Origin of the sequence: Modestobacter sp. VKM Ac-2979 (assembly GCF_026967995.1) — a bacterium.
Taxonomy (GTDB): Bacteria; Actinomycetota; Actinomycetes; order Mycobacteriales; family Geodermatophilaceae; genus Modestobacter.
The window spans coordinates 131,419-155,565 of the sequence record NZ_JAPVBO010000008.1 but is presented as its reverse complement, the minus strand read 5'-3'; the positions used below and the strand labels follow the sequence as shown (position 1 = coordinate 155,565).

Here is a 24,147-nt window from a genome sequence, read left to right as displayed (position 1 = left end):
GCTCAGGGCTGCCGGTACTCCGCGTCCGGGACGTCGGTGACGAACATGTGCCCCGGGGCGTGGGTGATCGCGAACGGCGGCCGGGAGGCCATGAGTGCGGCCTGCGGCGTCACGCCGCACGCCCAGAACACCGGGACGTCGCCAACGGCGAACTCGACCGGGTCGCCGAAGTCGGGCCGGGTCAGGTCGGCGATGCCGAGCGCGGCCGGTGACCCGACGTGCACCGGCGCCCCGTGCACGGCGGGCATCCGCGCGGTCACCTGCACCGCGGTGGCCACGAGGTGCCCGGGCACCGGGCGCATCGACACCACCAGCGGCCCGGACAGCCGCCCGGCCGGCCGGCACTCCCGGTCCGTCCGGTACATCGACACGTTGCGGCCCTGCTCGATGTTGCGCACCGGCACCCCGGCGTCCAGCAGGGCGGTCTCGAAGCTGAAGCTGCAGCCGATCAGGAAGGCGACCAGGTCGTCGGTCCAGAGGTCGGCGACGTCGGTGGGCTCGTCGACCAGCTCGCCGTCCCGCCAGACCCGGTAGCGCGGCAGGTCGGTGCGCAGGTCGGCGTCCGGTGCGAGCACGGTGCGGTACGACCCGGCGTCGGTGACGTCCAGCAGCGGTACCGGCTGCGGGTTGCGCTGGCCGAACAGCAGCATGTCCCAGGCCCAGTCCCGGGGCAGCACGACCAGGTTGGCCTGGGTGTGCCCGGGCGCCCAGCCCGACGAGGGGACGGCGAGGCCGGCGCGGAACGACGCCCGCGCAGCGGCAGGGTCGGCGGCGGGGACGAGGGTCACGGGTTCCTCCGGAGTCGGTCGCGGTGGGCCGCGCGCAGCTCGGCCTCCGAGTCGTGCAGGTAGGCCTCGAGCTCCTTGGCCGCCTGCTCCACCTCCCCGGCGGTCAGCAGGTCCAGCAGCCCACGGTTGCGGCTGACGTACGGCTCGTGCAGCCGCTGCGGCACCGCGATGGCGTGGAAGGCGAGCCGGAGCTCGGCGAGCAGGCGGGCCGTCGTCTCGTCGATCCGCCGGCTGCCGGCCAGCGCCACCAGCTGCTGGTGGAAGCGCATGTTGGCGGTGCCGGCGGCGCCCCAGTCGCCGCGCCGGGCGGCGTCCTCACCGGCGGCGACGGCGTCGTGCAGCGGCCGCAGCCGGACGGCGTCCAGACCCTCCAGCCGGCGGACGACGTCGCACTCGATCGTCCGCCGCAGCCGGTACAGGTCGACCAGGTCGTCCTCGTCCAGCTCGGGCACGAACACCCCGCGGTGCAGCCGGTGCACCAGCAGGCCCTCGTGGGTGAGCAGCCGGAACGCCTCGCGCAGCGTGTTCCGGCTGACGTGCAGCACCTCGACCAGCTGCTCCTCCGACAGCCGGGTGCCCGGCGGCAGGTCGCCCTCGATCACCCGGGAGCGCAGCAGCTCGGCGACCCGCTCGGCGGTGCTGGAGCGGTCGAAGCTGCGCACCTCGTGCGCCACGGTGCGCAGCCAGGCGGCGTCGGTGGGCTCGGGCATGCCGACATCCTGCCGTCTCCTGATGTGTCCGCGCAGTAAATTGTCGCGCCATCCTCTTGAAGGATTGTTCAACAACTCCCTAGGTTCGGTCGCCAACGGCACCACCCCTCGGACAGCGACCCCTCGCCACCGCGGGCCCACTCGACCCCATCCCGGGAGCAGCCATGGCAGCCGAACCGCAACGCACCCCCGCCGAGCCGTCCACCGCACCCAACGGGCGGCTCGCCTCCAGCACCCGCTCCACCCTGCTCGGCGCGATGTTCCTGATGGCCACCTCGGCCATCGGTCCCGGGTTCATCACCCAGACGACCACCTTCACCGTGCAGCTGGGCGCCGCGTTCGCCTTCGCGATCGTCATCTCGATCCTGATCGACATCGCGCTGCAGCTGAACGTCTGGCGGGTCATCGGCGTCAGCGGCCGGCGCGCGCAGGAGCTGGGCAACCTGGTCGCCCCGGGCCTCGGCTGGGTGATGGCCGCCTTCCTGCTGATCGGCGGGCTGGTGTTCAACATCGGCAACGTCAGCGGTGCCGGCCTGGGCACCAACGCCATGCTCGGGCTCGACCCGAAGCTCGGCGGGGCGCTGTCGGCGCTGATCGCCATCGGCATCTTCCTGAGCAAGCGGGCCGGGGTCGCGGTCGACCGGATCGTCGTCGTCCTCGGGCTGGTGATGATCGTGCTGACCACCTACGTCGCGATCACCTCCGGCCCGCCGGTGGGCGAGGCGCTGCGCAACGTCGTCCTGCCCGAGGACATCGACGTGCTGGCGATCACCACGCTGGTCGGCGGCACGATCGGCGGCTACATCGTCTACGCCGGCGCCCACCGGCTGCTCGACTCGGGCATCTCCGGCCCCGGCCGGGTCCGGGACATCACCCGCGGCTCGGTCACCGGCATCCTGATCACCGCGGTCATGCGGGTCGTGCTCTTCCTGGCGATCCTCGGCGTGGTCACCGGCGGCGCGGCGCTCGACCCGACCAACCAGGCCGCGTCGGCGTTCGAGCAGGCCGCCGGCGAGGTCGGCCTGCGGGTGTTCGGCATCGTGCTGTGGGCCGCGGCGATCACCAGCGTCATCGGCGCCTCCTACACCTCGGTGTCCTTCGTGACCTCCCGGACGAGGACGTCGGACCGCACCCGCTCGCTGCTGGTCGTCGGGTTCATCGCGTTCACCTCGCTGGTCTACGTGCTGATCGGCACCGCGCCGACCACGCTGCTGGTGTTCGCCGGGGCCTTCAACGGGCTGCTGCTGCCGATCGGGATCGCCGTCCTGCTCTGGGTGGCCACCCGCCGCACCGACCTGCTCAACGGCTACCGCTACCCGCGCTGGCTGCTGGTGATCGGCTGGATCGCCTGGCTGCTGACCCTGTACCTGGCGATCAACTCGATCCGCCCGGTCATCGACCTGTTCGCGTGAGGGAGGCTGTCGACATGACCCGTGTGGACCTGAACTCCGACCTCGGTGAGGGCTTCGGCCAGTGGACGCTCGGCGACGACGACGCCCTGCTCGGCCTGGTCACCAGCGCCAACGTCGCCTGCGGCTTCCACGCCAGTGACGCCACGATCATGCGGCGGGTCTGCGCCAAGGCCGTCGAGTCCGGCGTCGCGATCGGCGCCCAGGTCGGCTACCGCGACCTGCCCGGCTTCGGTCGCCGGTTCATCGACGTGGAACCCGAGGCGCTGACCGCCGACGTCGTCTACCAGATCGGTGCGCTGGAGGGCTTCGCCCGGATCGCCGGCGACCGGGTGCGCTACGTCAAGCCGCACGGCGCGCTCTACAACGCGATCGTGCACCACGAGGAGCAGGCGGCCGCGGTGGTCGCCGCCGTCGTCGCCTACGACCGGACGTTGCCGGTGCTGGGCCTGCCGGGCTCCGCGTGGTTGCGGCTGGCCGCCGAGGCGGGGCTGACCGTGGTGCACGAGGCGTTCGCCGACCGCGCCTACACCCCGGAAGGCACGCTGGTCTCCCGCCGGCTGCCCGGCGCGGTGCTGCACGACCCGGCCGAGATCGCCGCGCGGTGCGTGGCGATGGCCGCCGGCGAACCGATCACCGACGTCGAGGGGGGCGAGCTGACGCTGCAGCCGGGCTCGATCTGCGTGCACGGCGACACCCCGGGTGCGGTGGAGATCGCCCGGCAGGTGCGCACCGCGCTGACCACGGCGGGGGTCGAGCTCGCCCCCTTCGCCGGTTGATGCGGCTGCTCCCCAGCGGGAGCGCCGCCCTGCTGGTCGAGCTGGACGGGCTGGACGACGTCCTGGCGCTGTACGCCGCGCTCAGCGCCGACCCGCCGCACGGCGTGGTCGACGTCGTGCCGGCCGCCCACACCGTGCTGTTGATGACCGACCCCGCGGTCACCACCCTGGCCGCGGTCGCCGACGCGGTCCGGACGACGACCCCGCGGCCGGACACGCGGGCCGTCGGCGACACCGTCGAGCTGCCGGTGCACTACGACGGCGCCGACCTGGCCGAGGCCGCCGAGCTGCTCGGCCTCACGCCGGACGAGCTGGTCGAGCGGCACACCGGGGCCGAGTGGACGGTGGCCTTCTGCGGCTTCGCCCCCGGCTTCGGCTACCTCACCCAGCCCGGCGGGCAGTGGGAGGTGCCCCGCCGGCCGACCCCGCGCACCGCGGTGCCGCCGGGGTCGGTCGCGCTGGCCGGGGAGTTCAGCGGCGTCTACCCGCGGGAGTCGCCGGGCGGCTGGCAGCTGATCGGGCGCACCGAGGTGGCCGTGTTCGACCTGGCCCGCGAGCCGGCCGCGCTGCTCCGGCCCGGCACCACGGTGCGGTTCGCGGCGGTACGCCGGTGAGCCTCACCGTGCTGGCGACCGGGCCGCTCACCACCGTGCAGGACCTCGGCCGGCCCGGGCAGGCAGCCCTGGGCATCGGCCGTTCGGGCGCCTGCGACCGGGCGTCGGCCGCGCTGGCCAACCGGCTGGTCGGGAACCGCGCCGACGCCGCGGTGCTCGAGGTGACCTTCGGCGGGCTCACCGTCCGCGCCGAGGCCGACCTGCTGGTGGTCAGCACCGGTGCGCGCTGCCCCGGCGCCCCGCACGCCGCGCCCACGGTGCTGCGCCGGGGACAGGAGCTGCGGCTGGGCCCGCCGGCCAGTGGGCTGCGCACCTACCTCGCGGTCCGCGGCGGCATCGCCGTCCCGCCGGTGCTGGGCTCCCGGGCCACCGACCTGCTGGCCGGGCTCGGGCCGGCGGTGGTCGCCACCGGTGACGTGCTCCCGGTCGGCGAGCCGGTCGACCCGGCCCCGGGTGTCGACCTGGCGCCGGTGCCCGAACCCACCGCCGGCGAGCTCACCGCCACCGTGCTGCCCGGGCCGCGCGCCGACTGGTTCGGCGACGCCGGCTGGGCGGCCCTCACCGGCCAGGCCTGGACGGTCACCAGCGAGAGCAACCGGGTCGGCCTGCGGCTGGACGGCGCACCGCTGGAGCGGCTGCGCGCCGGGGAGCTGCCCAGCGAGGGGATGGTCCGCGGGGCACTGCAGGTGCCGCCGTCCGGGCTGCCGGTGCTGTTCCTCGCCGACCACCCGGTGACCGGCGGCTACCCGGTGATCGGGTACGTGACCGACGCCGACGTCGACGCGTGCGCCCAGCTCCGCCCCGGCCAGGCGCTGCGGCTGCGCCCGGGCCGACCGTGACCCCCGACGAGCCCGTCGAGCTCGGGCGCGCCTCCGGGCCGCACGGCGAGGTGGTGCTGCGCCGGCGGGGGCCGGTGACGGAGCTGGTCGTCGACGGCGTCTTCGCGATGGACGACGTGGACACCAGCACCGAGCGGGCGCTGGCGGTCGAGGCGCTGCGCCGCTGCGCGGGAGACCGGCTGCGGGTGCTGGTCGGCGGGCTCGGCCTGGGCTGGACGGCGGCCGCCGTGCTCGCCGAGCCCCGGGTCGCCGCCGTGGAGGTCGCCGAGCTCCAGCCCGCGCTGGTCGGCTGGGCCGGCGCCGGTCTGCTGCCCGGGCTGCCGGAGCTCGCCCGCGACCGGCTGGAGCTGCACACCGCCGACGTCGCGGTGCTGCTGGCCGAACGGCCGGGACGGTACGACGCCGTCCTGCTCGACGTGGACAACGGCCCCGGCTTCCTGGTGCACCAGGCCAACGCACCGCTGTACGAGGAGGCCGGGCTGGGCACCGCGCTGGCCGCGCTGCGCCCGGGCGGGGTGCTGGCCATCTGGTCCGCCGACCCGGCCCCGGCGCTCGCCGACCGGCTGAGTGCACTGCTGGGGGCGACCGACGTCGAGCACCTGGTGCTGCCGGTCGAGCGCGACGGCCGGCGGTTCGACTACGCGATCGTGCTCGCCCGCCGCGGCGCTCAGCGGTCGGCCGGGGGCCCGTCCGGCCGCTCGTCCGGCCGGGAGTAGGCCGACGTGCCGCGCAGCCGGGCGCTGACCGCGGTGACCAGGGGCACCAGGACGACGCCGTCCCGGGCCATCCGCGCGCGCAGCTGCCGCCGGTGGGTCAGCACCCCCACCAGCCCGATGGCCCAGAAGACGTACTGCACGGCGAACGCCGCCCGGAACGCGTCCAGCGAGTAGTCCGTGGAGCTGCCCGGGGTCATCGCGTCGAGCACGAAGCCGATCGCCAGCACGGTGCACAGCGAGGCGAAGAAGCCGCCGACGTTGACGAAGCCGGTGGCGCTGCCCGACCGCTCGACCGGGTTCTCGGTGCGGGCGTAGTCGAAGCCGATCATCGACCCGGGGCCGTTGGTGCCCAGCACCACGACCAGCACGACCAGCAGCCACATCGGAGCGGGGCCCGGCCACAGCAGCACGACGGTCCAGACCACCGCGGTGACGGTGAGGATGCCGAAGACCAGGTTGGAGCGGCGCAGCGGCCACTGCCCGACCAGCCGGCCCAGCAACGGCCCGAACGCCATCCCGACCAGCACCAGCAGGGTCAGCAGGCCGGCCGCCGTCCCGGGCGCCAGCCCCTGGCCCACGGTCAGGAACGGGTACCCCCACAGCAGCGCGAAGACGGTGCCGGAGAACTGGGTGACCAGGTGCGTGTAGAGGCCGATCCGGGTGCCCGGCTCGCGCCAGGCGGCCGCCAGGTTCGCCCGGACGGTGGCCATGTCGGCGACGGTCGGGGCGGGCGTGCCGGGCGGGGCGTCGCGCAGCGCGACCAGCACCAGGATGCCGACCAGCACGCTGACCGCAGCGGCGCCCAGGAAGGTCGGCGTCCAGCCGGCGGTGTGCAGTAGCGCGACCAGCGGGTAGGCGGCCACGATCTGGCCGACCTGACCGAGGATCCCGGTGAGCTGGGTGACCACCGGGACGGTGCGCCCGGGGAACCACAGCGGCACCAGCCGGAGCACGCTGATGAAGGTCATCGCGTCACCGGCACCCACCAGCACCCGGGCCGCGACCGCGGTGGGCACGCTGTCGGCCAGGGCGAGCACCAGCTGCCCCACGGCCATCGTGACCGCGCCGGCCACGATCATCCTCCGCGAGCCGAACCGGTCCAGCAGCACACCGACCGGCACCTGCAGGCCCGCGTACACGGCCAGCTGCAGCACCAGGAACAGCGAGATCGCCGACGCCCCGGCGGAGAACCGCTCCTGCGCCTCGATCCCGGCGACGCCGAGGGAGGCCCGGTGGAAGATCGCGACCGCGTAGGCCACCAGGCCGACCAGCCAGATCACGTAGGCGCGGGACGGCGTCCGGACAGCTGGCTCAGTCACGTACAGGGACGACGCCGTCCCGCCGCCCGTCCTTCCCGGAACGGGCTGTGCACTTCCTCACCCGGGCCCTGCTCACCCGGCCAGGATGGCCCACCCGTGCGCCGGCAGCGAGACGGCCGCGCGGTCGCTGCCCGGCTGCCGCACGGTGCCCGTCCCGGCGAGCAGCTCCCCCGCCCCGCCCGCCGGCACGGTCACCGCGCCGTCGGCCAGGTTGAGCGCGACCACCAGCCGCTGCCCCTCCCCCGCCACGGCGTAGCTGAGCTGCTGGTTCTCCCGGTGCAGCGGCGTGACGCGGGCGGTGTGCAGCCAGCGGTGCCGGCGGCGCAGCCCGATCAGCTCCTGGTGCAGCCGCCGGGTGGGCTCACCGAAGGGCGCCAGCTCGTCCGGGGACTCCGGGAAGGGCGGCCGGACGGCGTCGTCCCCGCCGGCCCGGTCCTCCTTGACCCCGGTGAAGGCCTGCTCGTCGCCGGCGTAGACCGACGGCGTGCCGCCCACCGTGAACAGCACCGCCAGCGCGTGCGGCAGGTGGGCGACGTCGTCGAGCCGGCTGGCGATCCGGGTGACGTCGTGGTTGCCGACGAAGGTCAGCGGCACGAACGTGTCCAGGAACCCGTCGTGCCGGCCGAGCGCGTGCGCCAGCTCGTGCAGGTTGCCGTCGTTGAGCGAGCTCCAGATCGCCTTCCACAGCTCGTACTGGGTGACCGCGTCCATCGTCGACTCCCGCACCACCTGCGCGTAGTCGCCGTGGATGACCTCGCCGACGACGTAGGCGTCGGGGTGCTGCTCGCGCACCCGGGGCAGCACGGTGGCCCAGAACGAGGTCGGGACGGCGTAGGCGGCGTCCAGCCGCCAGCCGTCGGCGCCGCGGTCCAGCCAGTGCGTCATCACCTCGGCCACCCAGTCGGCGACCGCGGGAGCCGAGTGGTCGAGGGCGACCAACTGGCCGTGCCCCTCGAAGGTGTCGTACTCCGGGACGACGCCGGGCTGCCAGCCGTCCGGCCAGCGCAGCCGGAACCAGGCCGCCGAGGGCGCGTCGGGCCCCCGGTCGACGACCGCCTGGAACGCCGGGTGCTCGCGGCCGACGTGGTTGAACACCCCGTCGAGCAGCACGCGCAGGCCTCGCTCGTGGGCGGCCGCGACCAGCTCGTCGAAGTCGGCGTCGTTCCCGAGCCGCGGGTCGATCCGACCGTGGTCGACGGTGTCGTAGCCGTGCGTGCTGGAGGCGAACACCGGCCCCAGCGCCAGTCCGTTGGCCCCCAGCTCGACGGCGTAGTCCAGCCAGCCGGTGAGCAGGTCCAGTCGGTGCGTCACGACCTCGGTCGCCTCGCGCTCAGCGCCCACGAAGCCCAGTGGGTAGACGTGCCACCACACCGCGTCCTGCACCCAGTCCGGCATCCCGCTCCCTCGTGTCGACCTCTGCACCAGCTCAGCCGACGCTACCCAGTGCGCCGCGCCGGGCCGCCGCTGGGCGGAAGACGCACCCCGGCCGGGGTGCAGGCCGCAACTATCGTCGCCGACGTGACCGCCCCTCCCGTGTCGCCGGCCCGGCCGGCACTGGTCCCGGTGCTCCTCTACCTGGCCATGCTCGTCGCGGTCATCAGCAGCCTCGGCGCCCCGCTGGTCCCGGCGATCGCCGCGGCCAACGACGTCTCGATCACCAGCGCGCAGTGGTCGCTCACGATCACCCTGGTGGTCGGTGCGGTGGCCACGCCGGTGATCGGGCGGCTCGGCGACGGCCGGCACCGCCGCACCGTGGTGCTCGTCGTCCTCACCGTGGTGCTGCTGGGCAGCGTGCTCGCCGCGCTGCCGCTGGGGCTGGGCTGGCTGATCGCCGGCCGCGGGCTGCAGGGGTTCGGGCTGGGGCTGACCCCGCTGGCGATCGCCACCGCGCGCACCGCGCTGACCGGTGAGCGCTCCCGGTCCACGGTCGCGGCGCTGTCGGTCACCGTCGCCGCCGGCGTCGGCCTCGGCTACCCGCTGACCGGCGCGATCGCCGAGTTCGGCGGGGTGCACGCCGCCTTCTGGTTCGGCGCGGGTGCCAGCGTGCTGGCCCTGGCCGCCGCCGCGCTGGTCTACCCGCCCTCGCCCGACGTGCCGCCCCGGCGGCTGGACGTCGCCGGGGCGGTGCTGCTCGGCATCGGGCTCGCCACCGGACTGCTGGCCCTCGGCGAGGCCGGCAGCTGGGGCTGGACCTCACCCTCGGTGCTCGGGCTGGCCGTCGTCGCCGTCCTCGCGCTGGTCGCCTGGGCGGTGTGGCAGCTGCGCGCCGAGGCCCCGCTGGTCGACCTGCGGCTGGCCCGCGGCCGGGTCGCCGCGACTGCACACGGCGCCGCCCTGCTCGTCGGCCTGGCGAACTACCTGCTGCTGTCCTCGGTGCCCCGGCTGGCGCAGACCCCGGAGTCCTCCGGCTACGGCTTCGGCACCTCGATCGTGGTGGCCGGGCTGATCCTGCTGCCGTTCTCCGTGGCCAGCTTCCTGGCCAGCCGGATCGGCCGGCCGCTGGACCGGGCCGCCGGGCCGCGGGTGGTGCTGCCGGTCGGCGCCCTCGTGCTCCTGCTGGGCACCGTGCTGTTCGGCCTGGTCCGCGAGGAGCTGTGGCAGCTGTTCGTGGCGATGGCGGTCGCCGGGTTCGGCGTGGGCCTGACCTTCGCCGCGCTGCCCGGGCTGGTCGTCGGTGCCGTGCCGGCCGGGGAGACCGGCAGCGCGATGAGCCTCAACCAGGTGCTGCGCTACGTCGGGTTCGCGCTGGGCAGCGCGCTGAGCGCCACGGTGCTGGAGGCGCTCACCCCGGCCGGTGCGGACCTGCCGCCGTCCAGCGGCTACACCGCGCTGGCCGCGATCGGCTGCGGGGCGTGCCTGGCGCTGGCGGTGCTGACCGCCTTCCTGCCGGGCCGCCCTCGCGCCGCGGGCCCGGCGCCCACCCCGTCGTCCGCCTCCCCCGCCCGCGAGTGAGCAGTTCCGGTCGCCGACACGGGCGGACACGCCGCCGCCGGCGACCGGAACTGCACAGCGGGCGTCAGGCCGGCTGCAGCTCCTCCGCCGCCGGCTCCGGCTCCGGCGCACCGGCCCGCTTGGCCGCCCGCCGCTCGCGGCGGGTCTCCAGCGAGGTGTAGAGCACCGGCACCAGCAGCAGGGTCAGCACCGTGGAGGTGATCAGGCCGCCGATCACCACCAGGGCCAGTGGCTGGGAGATGAACACCCCGCCGCCGGTCAGCCCGAACGCCATCGGGGTGAGGGCCAGCACCGTGGCCGCCGCCGTCATCACGATCGGCCGCAGCCGCTTGCGGGCACCCTCGCTGACCGCCTCGGCCAGCGGCCGCCCCTGCTCCCGGTACTGGTTGACCAGGTCGATCAGCACGATCGCGTTGGTCACCACGATGCCGATCAGCATCAGCACCCCGATCAGCGCCGGCACGCCCAGCGGGGTGCCGGTGACCAGCAGCATCAGCAGCGCACCGGTCGCGGCGAACGGCACCGAGACGAGCAGGATGAACGGCTGGGTGAGGCTGCGGAAGGTCGCCACCATCACCAGGTAGACGATCACCACGGCGATCACCAGGGCCAGGCCGAGGTCGGCGAAGGCCTCGCCCTGGTCGGCGGCGACACCGCCGATCGACACCTCGGCGCCGGCCGGCAGGTCCAGTCCGTCGATCGCTGCCTGCAGCTCGGCGGTGAGCGCCCCGAGGTCGGTGCCGGCCGGGGTCGCCGACACGGTCGCGCTCCGCTCGCCGTCGACCCGGCTGATCGAGCTGGGGGCCTGCTCCTCCTCGACCGTCGCCAGCTGGGTGAGCGGCACCAGGCCCCCGGCCGTCGGCAGGACGACGGCGCGGAGCTGCTCCACGGTCTCCGGGGCCTGCACCGGGTCCAGGTAGACCGGGGTGCTGGCGTCGTCGACGTCGATCTCCCCGAGCGGGACGGCGTTGGTCAGCCCGGCGAGGGTGCGGGTCACCTGCGCCGCGGTCAGCCCGGCCTGGGCCGCCGCCACCGGGTCGACGTCCACCCGGACCACCGGCAGCCCGGCCGACAGGTCGTTGGTGACGTCGGTGGCCCCGGGGACCTCGGACACGGCCTGCTGCACCTGGTCCGCGGCCTCGGCCAGCACGCCGGCGTCCGCCGCCTGGACCAGCACGTCGACCGTCGAGCTGCCGAACCCGGAGCCGGCCGCGGCGACGGTGACCGCACCGACGTCGGGGAGCTCCTCGGCGACCGTCCGGATCTCCGCGCGGGTCTCCTCGGGGTCGCCGTCCTCGGCCAGGGTCAGCGAGAACGTCGCCGTGGGCGTGCCACCGCCACCGCTGAACGCGGCGAACCCGCCGGCCGAGCCGACCGTGGTCTGCACGGTCGCCACCCCGGGCACCTCGCCGAGCGCGCTCTCCAGCACGCGGGCCCGCTCGTCCTGCGCGGCCAGGCTGGTGCCGGCCGGGTGGGCGGCGGTGACGGTGACGGTGTCCTCGCCGGCGTCGCCGATGAAGTTGGTCTGCAGCAGCGGGGTGAGCGCCAGCGTGCCGACGAAGACGGCCAGCGCTCCGGCGACGGTCCAGCGGCGGTGGGCCAGCACGCCGCGCAGCGCCGGCACGTACAGCCGCTGCAACCAGGTGCGTCGCTCCGCCGCCTCGGCCGCCTCCCGCTCCCGGGCCAGCTCCTCGGTGTCCTCCCGGTCGGTCTCCGGCGCCTTGAGGAACGCCGAGGCGAGGACCGGGACGATGGTCAGCGAGACGACGAGCGAGGCGATCAGGGCGATCGCCACGGTGAGCGCGAAGGGCCGGAACAGCTCGCCCACCAGGCCCCCGACCAGCGCGATCGGCAGGAACACCGCTGCGGTGGCGATGGTCGAGGAGGTGATCGCCCCGGCCACCTCCCGGACGCCGCCGAGGATCGCCTTGGTGCGCGCCTCGCCGTAGGAGAGGTGCCGCTTGATGTTCTCGATGACCACGATCGAGTCGTCGACCACGCGGCCGATCGACACGGTGAGCGCGCCCAGGGTGAGGATGTTCAGCGAGAAGCCGGCCACCTGCAGCCCGATGAAGGTGACGCACAGCGACACCGGGATCGACACCGCCGAGATCAGCGTGGACCGCACCGAGGCCAGGAAGACCAGGATCACGATCAAGGCGAACAGCAGCCCCAGGCCGCCCTCGGTGGCCAGGCCCTCGATCGACTCCTCGATGAACGGCGCCTGGTCGAACACGACCGCCACCGTGCTGCCCTCGCCCAGCAGCTCCCGCACCTGCGGGAGCAGGTCCTCGACGGCGTGCGAGATGTCGACGGTGTTGCCGTCCGGGGTCTGGGTCAGCCCGACCGAGAGGGCCGGCTGGCCGTCGACCCGGGAGTAGGACGTCGCCGGCGCCTCCCCCAGCTCCACGGTGGCGACCGCGCCCAGCGAGGTGACCGCGCCGTCGGCACCGGTCAGCGGGAGGGCGCGGAGCTCCTCGACCGAGGTGAGCCGGTCACCGGCCTGCACCGAGAGGGTCTGCTCGCCCTCGGTCACCGTGCCGGCGGGCAGCACCACGCCGTTCTCCTCGAGCACGGTGGTGACCGCGGCGGCCGGGATCTCGGCCGCCGCGAGGGCGGCCGGGTCCAGGGCGATCTGCACGCGGGGCTCGCTGGCCCCGGTGACCGTCACGTCGCGGACGCCCTCGACCTGCTCGAACAGCGGGACGACGGCAGAGTCGATCCGGTCGGACAGGGCGGCGGTGTCGCCCGGCGCGGCGATCGCCAGCTGCACGACGGGCAGGTCGGCCAGCGACCCGGCCAGCACCTCGGGCTCGACGTCGGCCGGCAGCTGGGCCTGCACCCGGCTGACCGCGGTCTGCAGCGCGGCGGTGGCCCGGTCGATGTCCGAGCCGTACTCCAGCTCGACGGCGACCGTCGCCAGCCCGGTGCTGGCCGTGGAGGTCGTGGCGACCACGCCGTCCACGGTGCCGATGGCCTGCTCCAGTGGCTGCACGACCTGGCGCTCGACCACGTCGGGCGAGGCGCCGGGCTGGGCGGCGACGACGACGGCCGCGGGGATCTGCAGGCTGGGGATCAGCTCCTGCTTCAGCGAGCCCGCCGAGATCAGCCCGAACACCAGCACCGCGATGGTGGCCAGCGCCACCAGGGCTCGGTTCCGCAGGGACAGGACGGCGAGACGGGACACGCGTTCCTCCACGGCCGGGGCCGGTGTCGGGAGTGGACCCGGCCAGCTTGCACCGAGTAGTTAGCTTCGAGCAAACTACCGGTGAACGCCGACACTCCCCCGGAGGAGGTGCGCATGACCATCGAGACCACCGTGCCCGACCCCGACGACGTGCCCGACGACTGGCCCGAGGGCTGGCGCGACCTCCCCGCCGAGGTGCTGGCGGTGCTGTGCGTCGGCGCGCAGATCGGCGACTACAGCATGCGCCGCCGTCTCGGCCCGCTGCTGGACACCCCGCTCACCCTCCAGCAGCTGCGCGGGCTGACCTTCCTGGTGATCGAGGAGTCGATGACCCCGCAGCACCTCAGCGAGCTGCTGGAGGTGAGCCCGGCCACCATCACCGGCCTGGTCGACCGGCTCGTCCGCGCGGGCATGGTCGACCGGACCGCGGACAGCCGGGACGGCCGTGGCCGGGTGCTCACCCCCACCCGGACCGGGGTCCGGGTGGTCCGCCGGCTGATGGCGTCGGACGTGGAGACCGACGCCGCCGTCCTGCAGGCACTGCGCCCGGCCGAGCTCGCAGCCCTGCAGGAGGGCCTCTCCGGCGTCCTGCGGGTCCTGCGGGACCAGGACGACGAGGGCTGACCGCACCGTTCCGCGCGACCGGTCAGGCGGTGGGGCCCTCCAGCAGGGCGGTCATCTCCGGCAGGTCGAAGAACTGCGCCGTCGCCCGGGCACTGGGCTGGCCGTTGTCCGGGTCGGCGCCGGCGGCGAGCAGGCTGCGCACCGTCTCCGCCGACTGCTTGAAGACGGCGGCGGCCAGCGCCGTCTGACCGCGGTCGTTGGCCCGGGTGTGGTCCGCCCCGCGCTCCAGCAGCGCGGCCACCGTCGACGCGCGGCCCTGGTAGGCCGACAGGATGAGCAGGGTGTCGCCCTTGTCGTTGGTGAGGTTGGCCGGCACCCCGGCGTCGAGGTAGGCCACCAACTGCTCGGTGTCGCCCTCCCGCGCCAGGTCGAAGACCTGCGCGGCCAGGGCGATGACGCCGGGGTCGATGGGCTGCTGGGACGGCTGCGGGTCGGTCACGCCACCGAGCCTAGGAGCCCGGTGGCGTCCTCCGGCCGCCCGCTCAGGAGCCGCTCACCCGATCGGTGAGGGCGAGCACGTGCCGCCAGGCGTCCTGGCAGGCCTCGGCCCACTCGTCGAAGGACCGGTCGAAGAACGAGTGCGGCGCCCCCTCGTAGACGACCTCGTCGACGTCGGCCCCGGCCGCCCGCATCCGGGCGGCCAGCTCCCGCTGCTCGGCCACCGGGGTGGCGCTGTCGGCGCCGGCGATGATCATGACGACCGGCTTCTGGGCGCCGTCCGCAGCCTCGCCCACCATGCTCGGCCGACCGTAGAAGCCCGCGCTGCCGGCCAGGTCCAGGTCGCCGGCCGACTGCCGCCAGGCATGGCTGCCGCCGAAGCAGAACCCGACGGTGACCACCGGCAGCGACGGGTGGGTGCGACTGCGCAGGTACTCGATCCCGGCGGTGGTGTCCGCGTCGACGCCCGCCGACGTGGTCTGCGGGATGTGCGTCCCCCAGTCGAAGTCCTCCTCGCGGGTGCCGTTCTCGGCGATCCCCGCGGTGCGGCCGAAGTAGTCGACGGCGACCGCGGCCAGCCCGGCCTCGGCGAACCGCTCCGCCAGGGCGACGTAGTACGGGTGCAGGCCCCGGATGTCGGGCAGCAGGACGACGCCGGCGCGCGGCGCGGTGGCGGATGCGGCGTAGGCCGCGGAGAACCGGGTGCCGTCGGCGGCGGTCAGCGTGAGGGTGCCCCGTTCGGCGACGGGCCCGACGGTGGGTGGCGCAGGCGGGCGGCTGTCGTGGTCGTGGCACATGCCGACGTGTCTACCGCCGCCCCCGGCCCCGCGCAGCGGGAGCTCAGCCCTGGCCGCCCGTGGTGCCGTCGTTGTCGCCACCACCACCGTCACCGTTGCCGTTGTCAGCAGCGAGGTCAGGGGCGCTCGGGTCGCCACCGAAGACCCTCGCCGCGACGTCCCGGCGCACCTCGGTGGCCCAGTCGTGCTGGCGGTTGGCCTGCTGGATCAGCCGGTCGAGCAGGTCGGCGTCGATCCGGCTGTCCACGGTGGCGGCGATCCGCAGCGTCTCGAGGCCACTGCGCTTGCCCCGCACGGCGGAGGCGAGGAACTCGAACTCGACCAGGTCGCTGGACGGGGACCGGCTGAGCAGGTGCCCGTTCAGCTTCGCCCGGCTCGCCTTCTCCGCGATCCAGCTGGCCACCTGCTTGTACTGGCGCACCGGGAAGTCCAGCGCCTGCGCGATGCTGATGATCGCGGCCTTCTCCTCACGGAGCTCGTCGAGCAGCTGCCGGAGGGGCTGCTCGCGCTCCGTCCCGCGATGCACCCCGATCATCCGGGAGACCAGCTCGATGCCGCCGGCGGCCGCAGCGATGTGGTCGTTGACGTAGACGGCCAGCAGCTCGGGGTGGGACACGGAACCGGACGGCACCGGGGTCTGGGACACGGGTTCTCCTCGCAGGTGGGGCCGGGGTCCGGCTCCCCCCATCATGTCCAGCGGCCGCACGTTCGACACCCAGCGCCCCCGGGCGGGTGACTCAGCGGCGGTTCCGCCGGTTCCAGCTGGTCCAGGAGTTGTCCCGGACGAACGGGCTCAGGACCTCGGCGTCCCGGCGGCCCTCCCGGACCTCGTACCAGACGTCGGAGTGGTGCTGGGACCGGGACCCGCGCCGCCGGGCCGAGTGGTCCAGCCACCAGGCCACCGCCAGCAACAGGGTGAGCACGGCGCCGACGGCGATCCAGAAGACCATGCCCCATCCTGACGGACCGGAGGACTGCGTACCACGACCGTCCGGATCTCATCTGTGACATACCGTGGTCGACGATGACGCTGACCGAGGACACGACGACCGAGTCCCTCCGCCAGATCGGCGCCCTGGTGCGGGGCGCCCGGCGGCACCGCGGGCTCACCCAGCTGCAGCTGGCCGAGCGGCTGGGCACCAGCCAGAGCGCGATCGCCCGGATCGAGCAGGGCAACCAGAACCTGACCCTCGAGCTGCTGGGCCGGCTGTCGGCGGCGCTGGACAGTGAGCTGATCAGCGTGGGCCGCTCCGGCCCCACCCACCTGCGCGTCCGGGGTGGCACGCCGCTGTCGGGCAGCGTCACGGTGAAGTCGTCGAAGAACGCGGCGGTCGCGCTGCTGTGCGCCGCGTTGCTCAACCGCGGCCGGACGACGCTGCGCAACGTCTCCCGCATCGTCGAGGTCGACCGGATCCTCGCCGTGCTCACCTCGATCGGCGTCTCCGCCTCCTGGGACGCCGCCGGGCGGGACCTGACCCTCGTCGTCCCCGAGCAGCTCGACCTCTCCGCGATCGACGCCGACGCGGCCCGTCGCACCCGCAGCATCATCATGTTCCTGGGGCCGTTGCTGCACCGGGCCGAGGACTTCCGGCTCCCCTACGCCGGCGGCTGCGACCTCGGCACCCGCACCGTCGAACCGCACATGATCGCGCTGCGCCCCTTCGGGCTCGAGGTCGAGGCGCACGCCGGGGAGTACCGGGCGACCGTCGCCCCGCCCGTGGCGCGGGACCGGACGATCGTGCTGACCGAACGCGGGGACACGGTGACGGAGAACGCGCTGCTGGCCGCCGCCCGGCACGACGGGACGACGACGATCCGCAACGCCAGCCCGAACTACATGGTCCAGGACCTCTGCCTGTACCTGGAGCTGCTGGGCGTGCGCATCGAGGGCTTCGGGTCCACCACCCTGGTGGTCACCGGCAAGCCCGTGCTCGACGCCGACGTCGACTACCCGCTGTCGGAGGACCCGGTCGAGGCGATGAGCCTGCTGACCGCCGGGATCGTCACCGGCTCGGAGCTGACCGTGCGCCGGGCCCCGATCGAGTTCCTGGAGATCGAGCTGGCCATCCTCGCCGAGATGGGGCTGTCCTTCGACCTGTCACCGGAGTACCCGGCCGACAACGGTCGCACCCGGCTGGTCGACATCACCCTGCACCCGTCGCAGCTGCGAGCGCCCATCGACAAGGTGCACCCGATGCCCTTCCCGGGGCTGAACATCGACAACCTGCCGTTCTTCGCGGTGATCGCGGCGACGGCCACCGGCAGCACGCTGATCCACGACTGGGTCTACGACAACCGGGCGATCCACCTCTCCGACCTGACCCGGCTGAACGCCGACGTGCGGTTGCTCGACCCGCACCGGGTGCTGGTGGAGGGGCCGACCCGCTGGTCGGCGGCGGAGATCGTCTGCCCGCCGGCGCTGCGCCCGGCGGTCTGCATCCTGCTGGCGATGCTGGCGGCCAAGGGCGACTCCGTGTTGCGGAACGTGGACATCATCGCCCGCGGCTACGAGCAGCTCTACGAGCGGCTGGTGGAGATGGGCGCCCAGATCGAGGTCTTCTCCGACTGAGAGCGGACCGCCAGAATGGCCATCCTGGTGGTCCGCTTTCAGTCGCGGAGGAGGACGGCGACGCCGACGCAGCCGAGGGCCCAGAGGCCGCTGGCCAGCGTGCCGATGATGAACCGCTCGGACGCCACCGGGGCCTTCAGCTCGTTGAACCGCCCCAGCCCCTTCACCGCGATCAGGACGGCGAGCCCCTCGGCGAACCCGGCGAGGACGGTGACCGCGATGGCGGAGCGCTCCAGCACGCCGATCCAGGCGCCGCCCCGCAGCACCTCCGGGTCCGAGGCGCGCCGGCGCCCCGGCACCCGGTCGGGGTCGGCGGCCCGGAGGACGGCGGTGGCCACCGGGCCCCCGCCCAGCGCCGCGGAGGCGACCGCGAGCAACTGACCGCCGACCTCCACCCCGTCCCCGCCCCGGCCCGCCCGCCAGGCCAGCGCGGCGGCAGCGCCCAGCAGCAGCACCAGCAGCACCCCGCCGAAGCGGCTGCCCCGGCGGTCGGTGTGCGGGGTCAGGGCGGCTCCGGCCACCGCCAGGACGCCGAGGACCACGAGTGCGGCGACGCTCATCCCGCCGCCCGGGCCAGCAGGCGTGCCGCCGTGGGGTGCAGGTCCCGCTCGACGTCCCACAGGCCTGCGCCCAGCCGCTGCCCCACCGCCTGACGGGTGACGCCCAGCTCGGTGGCCGCCTCTGCCTGCGTGCGCCCGCGCTCCACCAGCTCGATCGCCTCCCACGCCTGGTCGCTGCGCCGCTCGACCAGCGCGGCGAGGGCGGTCAGCACCGCCTGCGCATCCGCCGCCGGCTCCGGGGCCACCCCCCGGACGGCGAGCCGGACGGGACGGCGCTTGGCCGCCTCGACGGCGGCGCGGGCCGCGATGAACGCCGGACCGGACCCGGCCCGGGTGCTCCCCGGGAGCGGCGTGTGCACCGGGCCGACCCCGATCCCGATGCTCCATCCGCCGTCGCGCACCAGCCGGCGCACGACGTCGACCACCACGACCGGGTCGTCGAGCAGGCCCTGGACCTCGTCGCCCGCGGTGCGCTCGAAGCGCAGGACGGTGGGCACCCCGCTGAGCGCGGACAGCACCTCGGGCACCCGGTCCGGGCTGCGGCGGCTGTCCCGCTGGTCGATCGTCAGCACGAAGGGCATGGCGCAAGCTCAGCAGCTTGCACCGCCCAGTGCAAGCTCTTGCCCTTGTCGCGGCGTGTCGGTCCCCCGCGTCGGGTCAGGACGAGGCCGGTGCCGGCGGGAAGCCACCGGTGGCCACCGGCCCCCAGCGTTCGATGGTGACCCGCAGCAGCGACTTGCCCTGACGTTGCATCGCGGCGCGGTACTCGTCCCAGTCCGGGTGCTCACCGCTGATCGACCGGAAGTAGTCGACCAGCGGGTCGAGCGCGTCGGGCAGGTCGAGCACCTCCGCCTGGCCGTCGACCTGCACCCAGGCGCCGTCGAAGTCGTCGGAGAGGACGCACAGCGAGACCCGGGGGTCACGCCGGGCGTTGACCGCCTTGGCCCGCTGCGGGTACGTGGAGACCACCACCCGCCCCTGGTCGTCGACGCCGCACGCCACCGGGGACAGCTGCGGGCTCCCGTCGCTGCGGTGGGTGAGCAGGAGGGCCTTGTGCCGGGGGCGCAGGAAGGCGAGCAGCCCGTCGTGATCGACCCGGTCGGCGGTGGCGGTCTTCGGCATGCCGGGAACCTACGACGTGCCTCCGACGATCCGCGCGGCGACGCCGCACAGATCACGTCCGGTCGACCGGTGGGACACGCGCGGGTGTGTTGGGATCAACGCATGCCCGACGAACACCGCACCGCGAACGCCGCTGAGCCCGCCGCCGACGAGCGCGGCGAGGACACCGGTGCGAGCCGGGCCGACACCGACACCGAGACCGGCACCGGCACCGGGACCGACGAGCACGAGATCGCCACCACCCGGGCGCCGATCCCCGGGCCGGAACGGGCCCGGCGCCTGCAGGCCGCGAGCCGGCGGGTGGCGGTCGCCTCGGCCGAACTGATCCTCATCGTCATCGCCCTGCTCATCCTCGGGCGGGTCATCGGCGAGCTGTGGGTGGTCCTGCTCCCCGTCGTCCTCGGGCTGCTGTTCACCACCGTCCTCTGGCCGGTCACCCGCTTCCTCCGCCACCACGGCTGGCCGCCGGCACTGGCGTCGCTGCTCGTGCTGCTGCTCTTCCTCGGCGCCTTCGGCGGGATCATCGCCGTCATCGCCCCCCAGGTGGTCGGCCAGGTCGAGGAGGTCGCCGACGGCGTGACCCAGGGCCTGGAGCAGGTGCAGGACTACCTGGCCGGCCCGCCGTTCAACATCGACGACCAGCAGGTGGGCAACGCCGTCGACTCGATCATCGACTCGGTGCAGAGCAACGCCCAGAACATCGCCGGCTACGCCGTCACGACCGCGACCACGATCGGCGGCCTGCTGATCAACCTCGTGCTCGCGCTGGTGCTGACCTTCTTCTTCCTCAAGGACGGCCCGAAGTGGGTGCCGTGGCTGGCGGCGCAGACCGGCCCGCAGGCCGCACCGCACGTCGCGGCCCTGTCGCTGAAGACCTGGCGCACCCTGTCGGAGTTCATCCGCCAGCAGGCCATCGTCGGCTTCGTGGACGCCCTGTTCATCGGCATCGGGCTGCTCGTGCTCGGCGTGCCGCTGGTGGTGCCGCTGGCCGTGCTCACCTTCTTCGGCGCCTTCATCCCGATCATCGGTGCCTTCGTCGCCGGTGGCTTCGCCGTCCTGATCGCGCTGGTCGACAGCGGCCTGACCACGGCGCTGATCGTGCTCGGGCTGATCATCGTGGTGCAGCAGATCGAGGGGAACGTGCTCCAGCCGATCCTGCAGGGGCGCGGGCTCAACCTGCACGCGGCGGTGGTGATCCTGGCGGTGACCGCCGGCGCCAGCCTGGCCGGGATCATCGGGGCGTTCCTGGCGGTGCCGGTGGCCGCGCTGCTCGCAGTCGCCTACCGCTACGGCCGGGACGTGCTCGACGGCAACAACCCCGAGATCGCCGACGACGGCACGCGGGAGCAACTGGTCCGGGATGCCTCGGGCACCCACCTGGTGCGCGAGCCGGCCGACACGACGCCCGGCAGCTGACCGACGTCCCCCGGCGGGGGGACGATGGGAATGCACCGGCCGTCCGCGGAGCTGGTGACCACGTGCAGTCCGACCAGCCGTCAGGAGGACGTCCCGTGCCCCAGCGACCGGAGGACCTCGTCGAGGTGCTCCCCGAGGCCGAGCCGTTCCTCGCCCGCGAGGCGGCGGTGGCCACCCCCGAGGAGCGCCGGGGCCTGGTGCTCGTCCACCACCTGGCCGGCGACTTCGACGCCGCGCACGCCGGAGCACTGACCGGCGCCCACCTGCTCGACGCGCTGCCGAACCGGCTCATCGCCCGCTTCGACGTCGATGCGCTGGTCGACTACCGGGGCCACCGGCCACGGATGACGTTCTCCGGCGACCGGTACGTCTCCATCGCCTCCCCGGAGATCGGGCTGTACGCCCTGGAGGACGACGCCGGGACGCCGTTCCTGCTGCTGCACGGCGCCGAGCCCGACTACGCCTGGGAGCGGTTCGTCGCCGCAGTGCTGCAGTTGGTCGACCGGCTGGGCGTGACCTCGGCCGTCGCGTTGCACGCCATCCCGATGCCGGTGCCGCACACCCGCCCGGTGACCGTGACCGCGCACGCGACACGGCGGCAGCTGATCGAGTCCTACCCCCTGTACTGGGGTGAGATGCGCATCCCCGGGAGCGTCGGTGCACTGCTGGAGCTGCGGCTCGGGGAGGCCGGCGTCGACGCGCTCGGCATCGCCGCCCACGTGCCGCACTACCTGACCCAGGCCACCTACCCGGCGGCCTCGCTGACCCTGCTCGAGCACCTGACCCAGCTCACCGGCCTCCTCGTGCCGACCGAGACGCTCCGCGAGGCGGCCGAGGCGCACCGTACCGAGGTCGACGAGCAGATCGCCCGCTCCAGCGAGAACACCGCGGTGGTCAGCGCCCTCGAGGAGCAGTTCGACTCCTTCGCCGCTTCCCGCGAGGAGACCGGCCTGCTCGGGTTCGGTGGCGAGATGCCCAGCGGCGACGAGCTCGGCGCGCAGATCGAGCGCTTCCTCGCCGAGCAGGACGGCGACCGCCCCACCGACTGACGCCCCGGCTCAGCCGGTGAGCGCGCGGGCGACCGCCAGCGCGTGTGGGTCGGCCGGCGTCGCGTCGGCGGCCGAGCGCAGCCAGGCGGCCAGCGGGCCGGCGACCGCCGGGGACAGGGTGACGATCCACTCCGCCGTCCGCGCCCGGGCCTCGGCCACGTGCTCGGTGCTCCCGTCCGCCGAGCGGGCGACGACCTCCGGCCGGGACGCCAGCAACCCACCGATCGTCCAGCTGCCGCCGGTGGTCCGCGCCGCCAGTGCGTCGAGGTGAGCGGCAGCGGCGAACAGCACCGCGGCGTCCGGGTCGTCCATCGACTGCTCCTCCACCTGACGGCGCGTTCAGGCCGGCAGCTTCGCCACCGTCAGCAGGACGACGGAGTCCTCGAGCGCTTCCAGGGCGTGCCGCTCCGCCGGGATGGCGAGCAGTTCACCCTTCCCGAGCTCCTCGGGGGCGGCGGTGGAGGTCAGCCGGACCCGCCCCTCGAGCACCAGCAGGGTCGCCTCGCCGGGGTTCTCGTGCTCGGCGAGCCCCGCACCGGCGCGCAACGCGATCACGGTCTGCCGCAGAGTCGCCTCATGGCCGCCGTGCACAGTGTGTGCCGCCCGGCCGCTGTGCGCGCCGGCCGCGGTGGCGGTCAGCTCCCGGGCCACGCCCCACAGGTCCTGTCGCTCTCCGTTCATGCGCGTCCTCTCCACGGTCCGGGACCTCGGGCACCAGCTCGATGCGCCCGGTGCTGGGACTGGACCCGGCACCGGGCCGGACGATGCCCGCTCCCTGCGGGTCGTGGCAACCCGCTCGATCAGCTCCGGTCACCGATCCAGACCAGACCGGGTCCCTGCCGCCGCCCCGACCGTCGGTGATGACCAAAGACCTGCTGCGGAACCGGGCGGCCCCCACCAGACTCGGGGGTGCCTCCGCCCGCCGGAACCCGGGGACGGGAAGAGCACACGTCAACGCAAGGAGCTCATGTTGCTGTCCGATCGATCACGTCCGGTCATCGAGGCGACCCTCCCGGTCGTCGCCGAGAACATCGAGGAGATCGCCCGACGCTTCTACGCGCACCTCTTCGGCGCCCACCCCGAGCTGCTCGACGGCACGTTCAACCGCGGCAACCAGGCCGAGGGCACCCAGCAGGTGGCCCTGGCCGGTTCGGTCGCCGTCTTCGCCAGTGCACTCGTCAAGGACCCGGAGCAGGTGCCCGAGCACCTGCTGGCCCGGATCGCGCACAAGCACGCCTCGCTGGGCATCACCCCCGCGCAGTACGACGTCGTCCACGACAACCTGTTCTGGGCGATCGTCGACGTGCTCGGTGACGCCGTCACCCCCGAGGTGGCCGCGGCCTGGGACGAGGTCTACTGGCTGATGGCCTACGCGCTGATCAACATGGAGCGCGGCCTGTACAGCTCCCGCGGGGTGCGCCCGGAGACGGTCTGGCGCGAGTGGGAGGTCGCCGAGAAGACCGAGGAGACCGCCGACGTCGTCACCTTCCGGGTGAAGCGGATCGACGACCGGCTGGTAAAGACCTCGCTGCCCGGCCAGTACGTCTCGGTGAAGGTGCAGATGCCGGACGGCGTCCACCAGCCGCGGCAGTACAGCCTCACCCGCGCCGACGACGGCGAGCACCGCCAGTTCTCGGTCAAGCGGGTGCTCGGCGGCGACAAGCCCGACGGCGAGGTCTCGAACCTGCTGTGCGACCAGGTGCAGGTCGGCGACGTGCTGACGATGTCGCTGCCGTTCGGGGACGTCGTCCTCGACGACTCCGGCCGCCCGGTGGTCTTCGCCAGCGCCGGCATCGGGATCACCCCGATGGCCGGGATGATCTCGCACCTCACCGCCGCCGGGTCACGGCTGCCGATCACCCTGCTGCACGCCGACCTCGACGAGAGCTCCTTCGCGCTGCGCGAGCAGGCCAGCGCCGACGTCCAGCAGCTGCCCAACGCCTCGCTGCACGTCTGGTACGAGAACGGCGCGGACAGCACGCTGCCCACCGACGGCGTGCACGCCGGGATGATGGACCTGGCCGCGGTCGACCTGCCCGACGGCGCGGCGTACTACCTGTGCGGCCCGCTGCCGTTCATGCGTGCGGTGCGCAGCGCGCTCATCGACCGCGGCGTGCCGGGCCGGGACATCCAGTACGAGGTGTTCGGCCCCGACCTGTGGCAGGCCGACCTCGCCACCGAGCCGACGCCGGACGCCGCGGCCCACCCGGTCGCCGCGCAGGCCTGACCGACCCGGCACAGCACTGCGGGCCGCGCCCG

At 74.2% G+C, this 24,147-nt stretch carries 25 protein-coding genes; 11 read left to right on the top strand and 14 right to left on the bottom strand.

All coding sequences use genetic code 11. From position 1 onward, the window contains the following. Positions 1-2: 2 nt before the first annotated feature. Entirely contained in the window at positions 3-788 is a 786-nt protein-coding gene (locus O2W15_RS21780; RefSeq protein WP_269180950.1) for a putative hydro-lyase, read from the bottom strand. Beyond that, entirely contained in the window at positions 785-1,498 is a 714-nt protein-coding gene (locus O2W15_RS21775; protein WP_269163471.1) for a GntR family transcriptional regulator, read from the bottom strand. The genes O2W15_RS21780 and O2W15_RS21775 overlap by 4 nt, the downstream gene beginning before the upstream one ends. A 164-nt stretch (positions 1,499-1,662) precedes the next feature. Between O2W15_RS21775 and O2W15_RS21770 the strand changes: the two genes are divergently transcribed. From O2W15_RS21770 to O2W15_RS21750, 5 genes are read left to right on the top strand one after another with little or no spacing between them, the layout of a single operon-like run. After that, the gene (locus O2W15_RS21770) at positions 1,663-2,910 is read left to right on the top strand and encodes an NRAMP family divalent metal transporter (protein ID WP_269180949.1); all 1,248 of its coding nucleotides are present in this window, start codon (positions 1,663-1,665) and stop codon (positions 2,908-2,910) included. Between the two features lie 14 nt (positions 2,911-2,924). Then, positions 2,925-3,686, top strand: a complete 762-nt coding sequence (locus O2W15_RS21765) for a LamB/YcsF family protein (RefSeq protein WP_269163473.1) — start codon at positions 2,925-2,927, stop codon at positions 3,684-3,686. Then, positions 3,686-4,300, top strand: coding sequence for a 5-oxoprolinase subunit B family protein (locus O2W15_RS21760; RefSeq protein ID WP_269180948.1), 615 nt, complete (start codon positions 3,686-3,688; stop codon positions 4,298-4,300). Before O2W15_RS21765 ends, O2W15_RS21760 begins: the two co-directional genes overlap by 1 nt. Further along, complete coding sequence (locus O2W15_RS21755) at positions 4,297-5,139, top strand: biotin-dependent carboxyltransferase family protein (RefSeq protein ID WP_269180947.1); 843 nt, start codon at positions 4,297-4,299, stop codon at positions 5,137-5,139. Before O2W15_RS21760 ends, O2W15_RS21755 begins: the two co-directional genes overlap by 4 nt. Next, complete coding sequence (locus O2W15_RS21750; protein WP_269180946.1) at positions 5,136-5,855, top strand: spermidine synthase; 720 nt, start codon at positions 5,136-5,138, stop codon at positions 5,853-5,855. Before O2W15_RS21755 ends, O2W15_RS21750 begins: the two co-directional genes overlap by 4 nt. On the opposite strand, the gene O2W15_RS21745 is transcribed toward O2W15_RS21750, so the two are convergent. Together O2W15_RS21745 and O2W15_RS21740 are read right to left on the bottom strand one after the other, a co-directional pair. Beyond that, positions 5,807-7,174, bottom strand: a complete 1,368-nt coding sequence (locus O2W15_RS21745; protein ID WP_269163477.1) for an MFS transporter — start codon at positions 7,172-7,174, stop codon at positions 5,807-5,809. The two genes, O2W15_RS21750 and O2W15_RS21745, sit on opposite strands and share 49 nt — an antisense overlap. A gap of 72 nt (positions 7,175-7,246) precedes the next feature. Further along, entirely contained in the window at positions 7,247-8,569 is a 1,323-nt protein-coding gene (locus tag O2W15_RS21740) for an alpha-amylase family glycosyl hydrolase (RefSeq protein WP_269180945.1), read from the bottom strand. Positions 8,570-8,692: 123 nt separating this feature from the next. On the opposite strand from O2W15_RS21740, the gene O2W15_RS21735 reads away from it, so the two are divergent. Beyond that, a complete protein-coding gene (locus O2W15_RS21735; protein ID WP_269180944.1) occupies positions 8,693-10,126 on the top strand; it encodes an MFS transporter in 1,434 nt (477 codons plus the stop codon). Between the two features lie 64 nt (positions 10,127-10,190). Here the strand turns inward: O2W15_RS21735 and O2W15_RS21730 are convergent, their stop codons facing one another. Then, positions 10,191-13,313, bottom strand: a complete 3,123-nt coding sequence (locus O2W15_RS21730) for an efflux RND transporter permease subunit (protein WP_269180943.1) — start codon at positions 13,311-13,313, stop codon at positions 10,191-10,193. 114 nt (positions 13,314-13,427) lie between these two features. On the opposite strand from O2W15_RS21730, the gene O2W15_RS21725 reads away from it, so the two are divergent. Continuing rightward, complete coding sequence (locus O2W15_RS21725) at positions 13,428-13,937, top strand: MarR family winged helix-turn-helix transcriptional regulator (protein WP_269180942.1); 510 nt, start codon at positions 13,428-13,430, stop codon at positions 13,935-13,937. 22 nt (positions 13,938-13,959) lie between these two features. Here the strand turns inward: O2W15_RS21725 and O2W15_RS21720 are convergent, their stop codons facing one another. The 4 genes from O2W15_RS21720 to O2W15_RS21705 form a co-directional block, all read right to left on the bottom strand. Then, complete coding sequence (locus O2W15_RS21720) at positions 13,960-14,376, bottom strand: ankyrin repeat domain-containing protein (protein ID WP_269180941.1); 417 nt, start codon at positions 14,374-14,376, stop codon at positions 13,960-13,962. 43 nt (positions 14,377-14,419) lie between these two features. After that, complete coding sequence (locus O2W15_RS21715) at positions 14,420-15,172, bottom strand: dienelactone hydrolase family protein (protein ID WP_269180940.1); 753 nt, start codon at positions 15,170-15,172, stop codon at positions 14,420-14,422. A gap of 43 nt (positions 15,173-15,215) precedes the next feature. Further along, entirely contained in the window at positions 15,216-15,818 is a 603-nt protein-coding gene (locus O2W15_RS21710) for a hypothetical protein (protein WP_269180939.1), read from the bottom strand. A 91-nt stretch (positions 15,819-15,909) separates the two neighbouring features. Next, positions 15,910-16,122 (bottom strand): hypothetical protein, encoded by a 213-nt coding sequence (locus O2W15_RS21705; protein ID WP_269163485.1) that lies wholly within the window; start codon positions 16,120-16,122, stop codon positions 15,910-15,912. 74 nt (positions 16,123-16,196) lie between these two features. On the opposite strand from O2W15_RS21705, the gene O2W15_RS21700 reads away from it, so the two are divergent. Continuing rightward, entirely contained in the window at positions 16,197-17,741 is a 1,545-nt protein-coding gene (locus tag O2W15_RS21700) for a helix-turn-helix domain-containing protein (protein WP_269163486.1), read from the top strand. A 38-nt stretch (positions 17,742-17,779) separates the two neighbouring features. Here O2W15_RS21700 and O2W15_RS21695 read toward each other — a convergent pair whose 3' ends face one another. The 3 genes from O2W15_RS21695 to O2W15_RS21685 all read right to left on the bottom strand — a co-directional run bounded on the left by O2W15_RS21695 (position 17,780) and on the right by O2W15_RS21685 (position 19,423). After that, a complete protein-coding gene (locus tag O2W15_RS21695; RefSeq protein ID WP_269180938.1) occupies positions 17,780-18,301 on the bottom strand; it encodes a hypothetical protein in 522 nt (173 codons plus the stop codon). Next, positions 18,298-18,882 (bottom strand): hypothetical protein, encoded by a 585-nt coding sequence (locus O2W15_RS21690; protein WP_269163488.1) that lies wholly within the window; start codon positions 18,880-18,882, stop codon positions 18,298-18,300. Before O2W15_RS21690 ends, O2W15_RS21695 begins: the two co-directional genes overlap by 4 nt. A 76-nt stretch (positions 18,883-18,958) precedes the next feature. Next, positions 18,959-19,423: a PPOX class F420-dependent oxidoreductase gene (locus O2W15_RS21685; RefSeq protein WP_269180937.1), complete on the bottom strand. Its 465-nt coding sequence runs from the start codon at positions 19,421-19,423 to the stop codon at positions 18,959-18,961. A gap of 102 nt (positions 19,424-19,525) precedes the next feature. Here O2W15_RS21685 and O2W15_RS21680 point away from each other — a divergent pair, with 102 nt between their 5' ends. Together O2W15_RS21680 and O2W15_RS21675 are read left to right on the top strand one after the other, a co-directional pair. Then, positions 19,526-20,839, top strand: coding sequence for an AI-2E family transporter (locus O2W15_RS21680; RefSeq protein ID WP_269163490.1), 1,314 nt, complete (start codon positions 19,526-19,528; stop codon positions 20,837-20,839). Positions 20,840-20,934: 95 nt separating this feature from the next. Next, positions 20,935-21,888, top strand: coding sequence for a proteasome assembly chaperone family protein (locus O2W15_RS21675; RefSeq protein WP_269163491.1), 954 nt, complete (start codon positions 20,935-20,937; stop codon positions 21,886-21,888). Between the two features lie 9 nt (positions 21,889-21,897). Here O2W15_RS21675 and O2W15_RS21670 read toward each other — a convergent pair whose 3' ends face one another. Next, positions 21,898-22,200: a hypothetical protein gene (locus tag O2W15_RS21670; protein WP_269180936.1), complete on the bottom strand. Its 303-nt coding sequence runs from the start codon at positions 22,198-22,200 to the stop codon at positions 21,898-21,900. A gap of 27 nt (positions 22,201-22,227) precedes the next feature. Beyond that, positions 22,228-22,569, bottom strand: coding sequence for a cupin domain-containing protein (locus O2W15_RS21665; protein ID WP_269180935.1), 342 nt, complete (start codon positions 22,567-22,569; stop codon positions 22,228-22,230). Positions 22,570-22,855: 286 nt separating this feature from the next. On the opposite strand from O2W15_RS21665, the gene O2W15_RS21660 reads away from it, so the two are divergent. Beyond that, positions 22,856-24,115, top strand: a complete 1,260-nt coding sequence (locus O2W15_RS21660; RefSeq protein ID WP_269180934.1) for an FAD-binding oxidoreductase — start codon at positions 22,856-22,858, stop codon at positions 24,113-24,115. Positions 24,116-24,147 lie beyond the last annotated feature (32 nt).

What these genes read in the sequence shown, in the direction of transcription:
- O2W15_RS21665 (WP_269180935.1), bottom strand. Translation starts at nt 22,569, where the DNA reads ATGAACGGAGAGCGACAGGACCTGTGGGGCGTGGCCCGGGAGCTGACC.
- O2W15_RS21760 (WP_269180948.1), top strand. Translation starts at nt 3,686, where the DNA reads ATGCGGCTGCTCCCCAGCGGGAGCGCCGCCCTGCTGGTCGAGCTGGAC.
- O2W15_RS21695 (WP_269180938.1), bottom strand. Translation starts at nt 18,301, where the DNA reads ATGAGCGTCGCCGCACTCGTGGTCCTCGGCGTCCTGGCGGTGGCCGGA.
- O2W15_RS21680 (WP_269163490.1), top strand. Translation starts at nt 19,526, where the DNA reads ATGCCCGACGAACACCGCACCGCGAACGCCGCTGAGCCCGCCGCCGAC.
- O2W15_RS21685 (WP_269180937.1), bottom strand. Translation starts at nt 19,423, where the DNA reads ATGCCGAAGACCGCCACCGCCGACCGGGTCGATCACGACGGGCTGCTC.
- O2W15_RS21670 (WP_269180936.1), bottom strand. Translation starts at nt 22,200, where the DNA reads ATGGACGACCCGGACGCCGCGGTGCTGTTCGCCGCTGCCGCTCACCTC.
- O2W15_RS21700 (WP_269163486.1), top strand. Translation starts at nt 16,197, where the DNA reads ATGACGCTGACCGAGGACACGACGACCGAGTCCCTCCGCCAGATCGGC.
- O2W15_RS21690 (WP_269163488.1), bottom strand. Translation starts at nt 18,882, where the DNA reads ATGCCCTTCGTGCTGACGATCGACCAGCGGGACAGCCGCCGCAGCCCG.
- O2W15_RS21660 (WP_269180934.1), top strand. Translation starts at nt 22,856, where the DNA reads ATGTTGCTGTCCGATCGATCACGTCCGGTCATCGAGGCGACCCTCCCG.
- O2W15_RS21740 (WP_269180945.1), bottom strand. Translation starts at nt 8,569, where the DNA reads ATGCCGGACTGGGTGCAGGACGCGGTGTGGTGGCACGTCTACCCACTG.
- O2W15_RS21770 (WP_269180949.1), top strand. Translation starts at nt 1,663, where the DNA reads ATGGCAGCCGAACCGCAACGCACCCCCGCCGAGCCGTCCACCGCACCC.
- O2W15_RS21775 (WP_269163471.1), bottom strand. Translation starts at nt 1,498, where the DNA reads ATGCCCGAGCCCACCGACGCCGCCTGGCTGCGCACCGTGGCGCACGAG.
- O2W15_RS21715 (WP_269180940.1), bottom strand. Translation starts at nt 15,172, where the DNA reads ATGTGCCACGACCACGACAGCCGCCCGCCTGCGCCACCCACCGTCGGG.
- O2W15_RS21725 (WP_269180942.1), top strand. Translation starts at nt 13,428, where the DNA reads ATGACCATCGAGACCACCGTGCCCGACCCCGACGACGTGCCCGACGAC.
- O2W15_RS21705 (WP_269163485.1), bottom strand. Translation starts at nt 16,122, where the DNA reads ATGGTCTTCTGGATCGCCGTCGGCGCCGTGCTCACCCTGTTGCTGGCG.
- O2W15_RS21765 (WP_269163473.1), top strand. Translation starts at nt 2,925, where the DNA reads ATGACCCGTGTGGACCTGAACTCCGACCTCGGTGAGGGCTTCGGCCAG.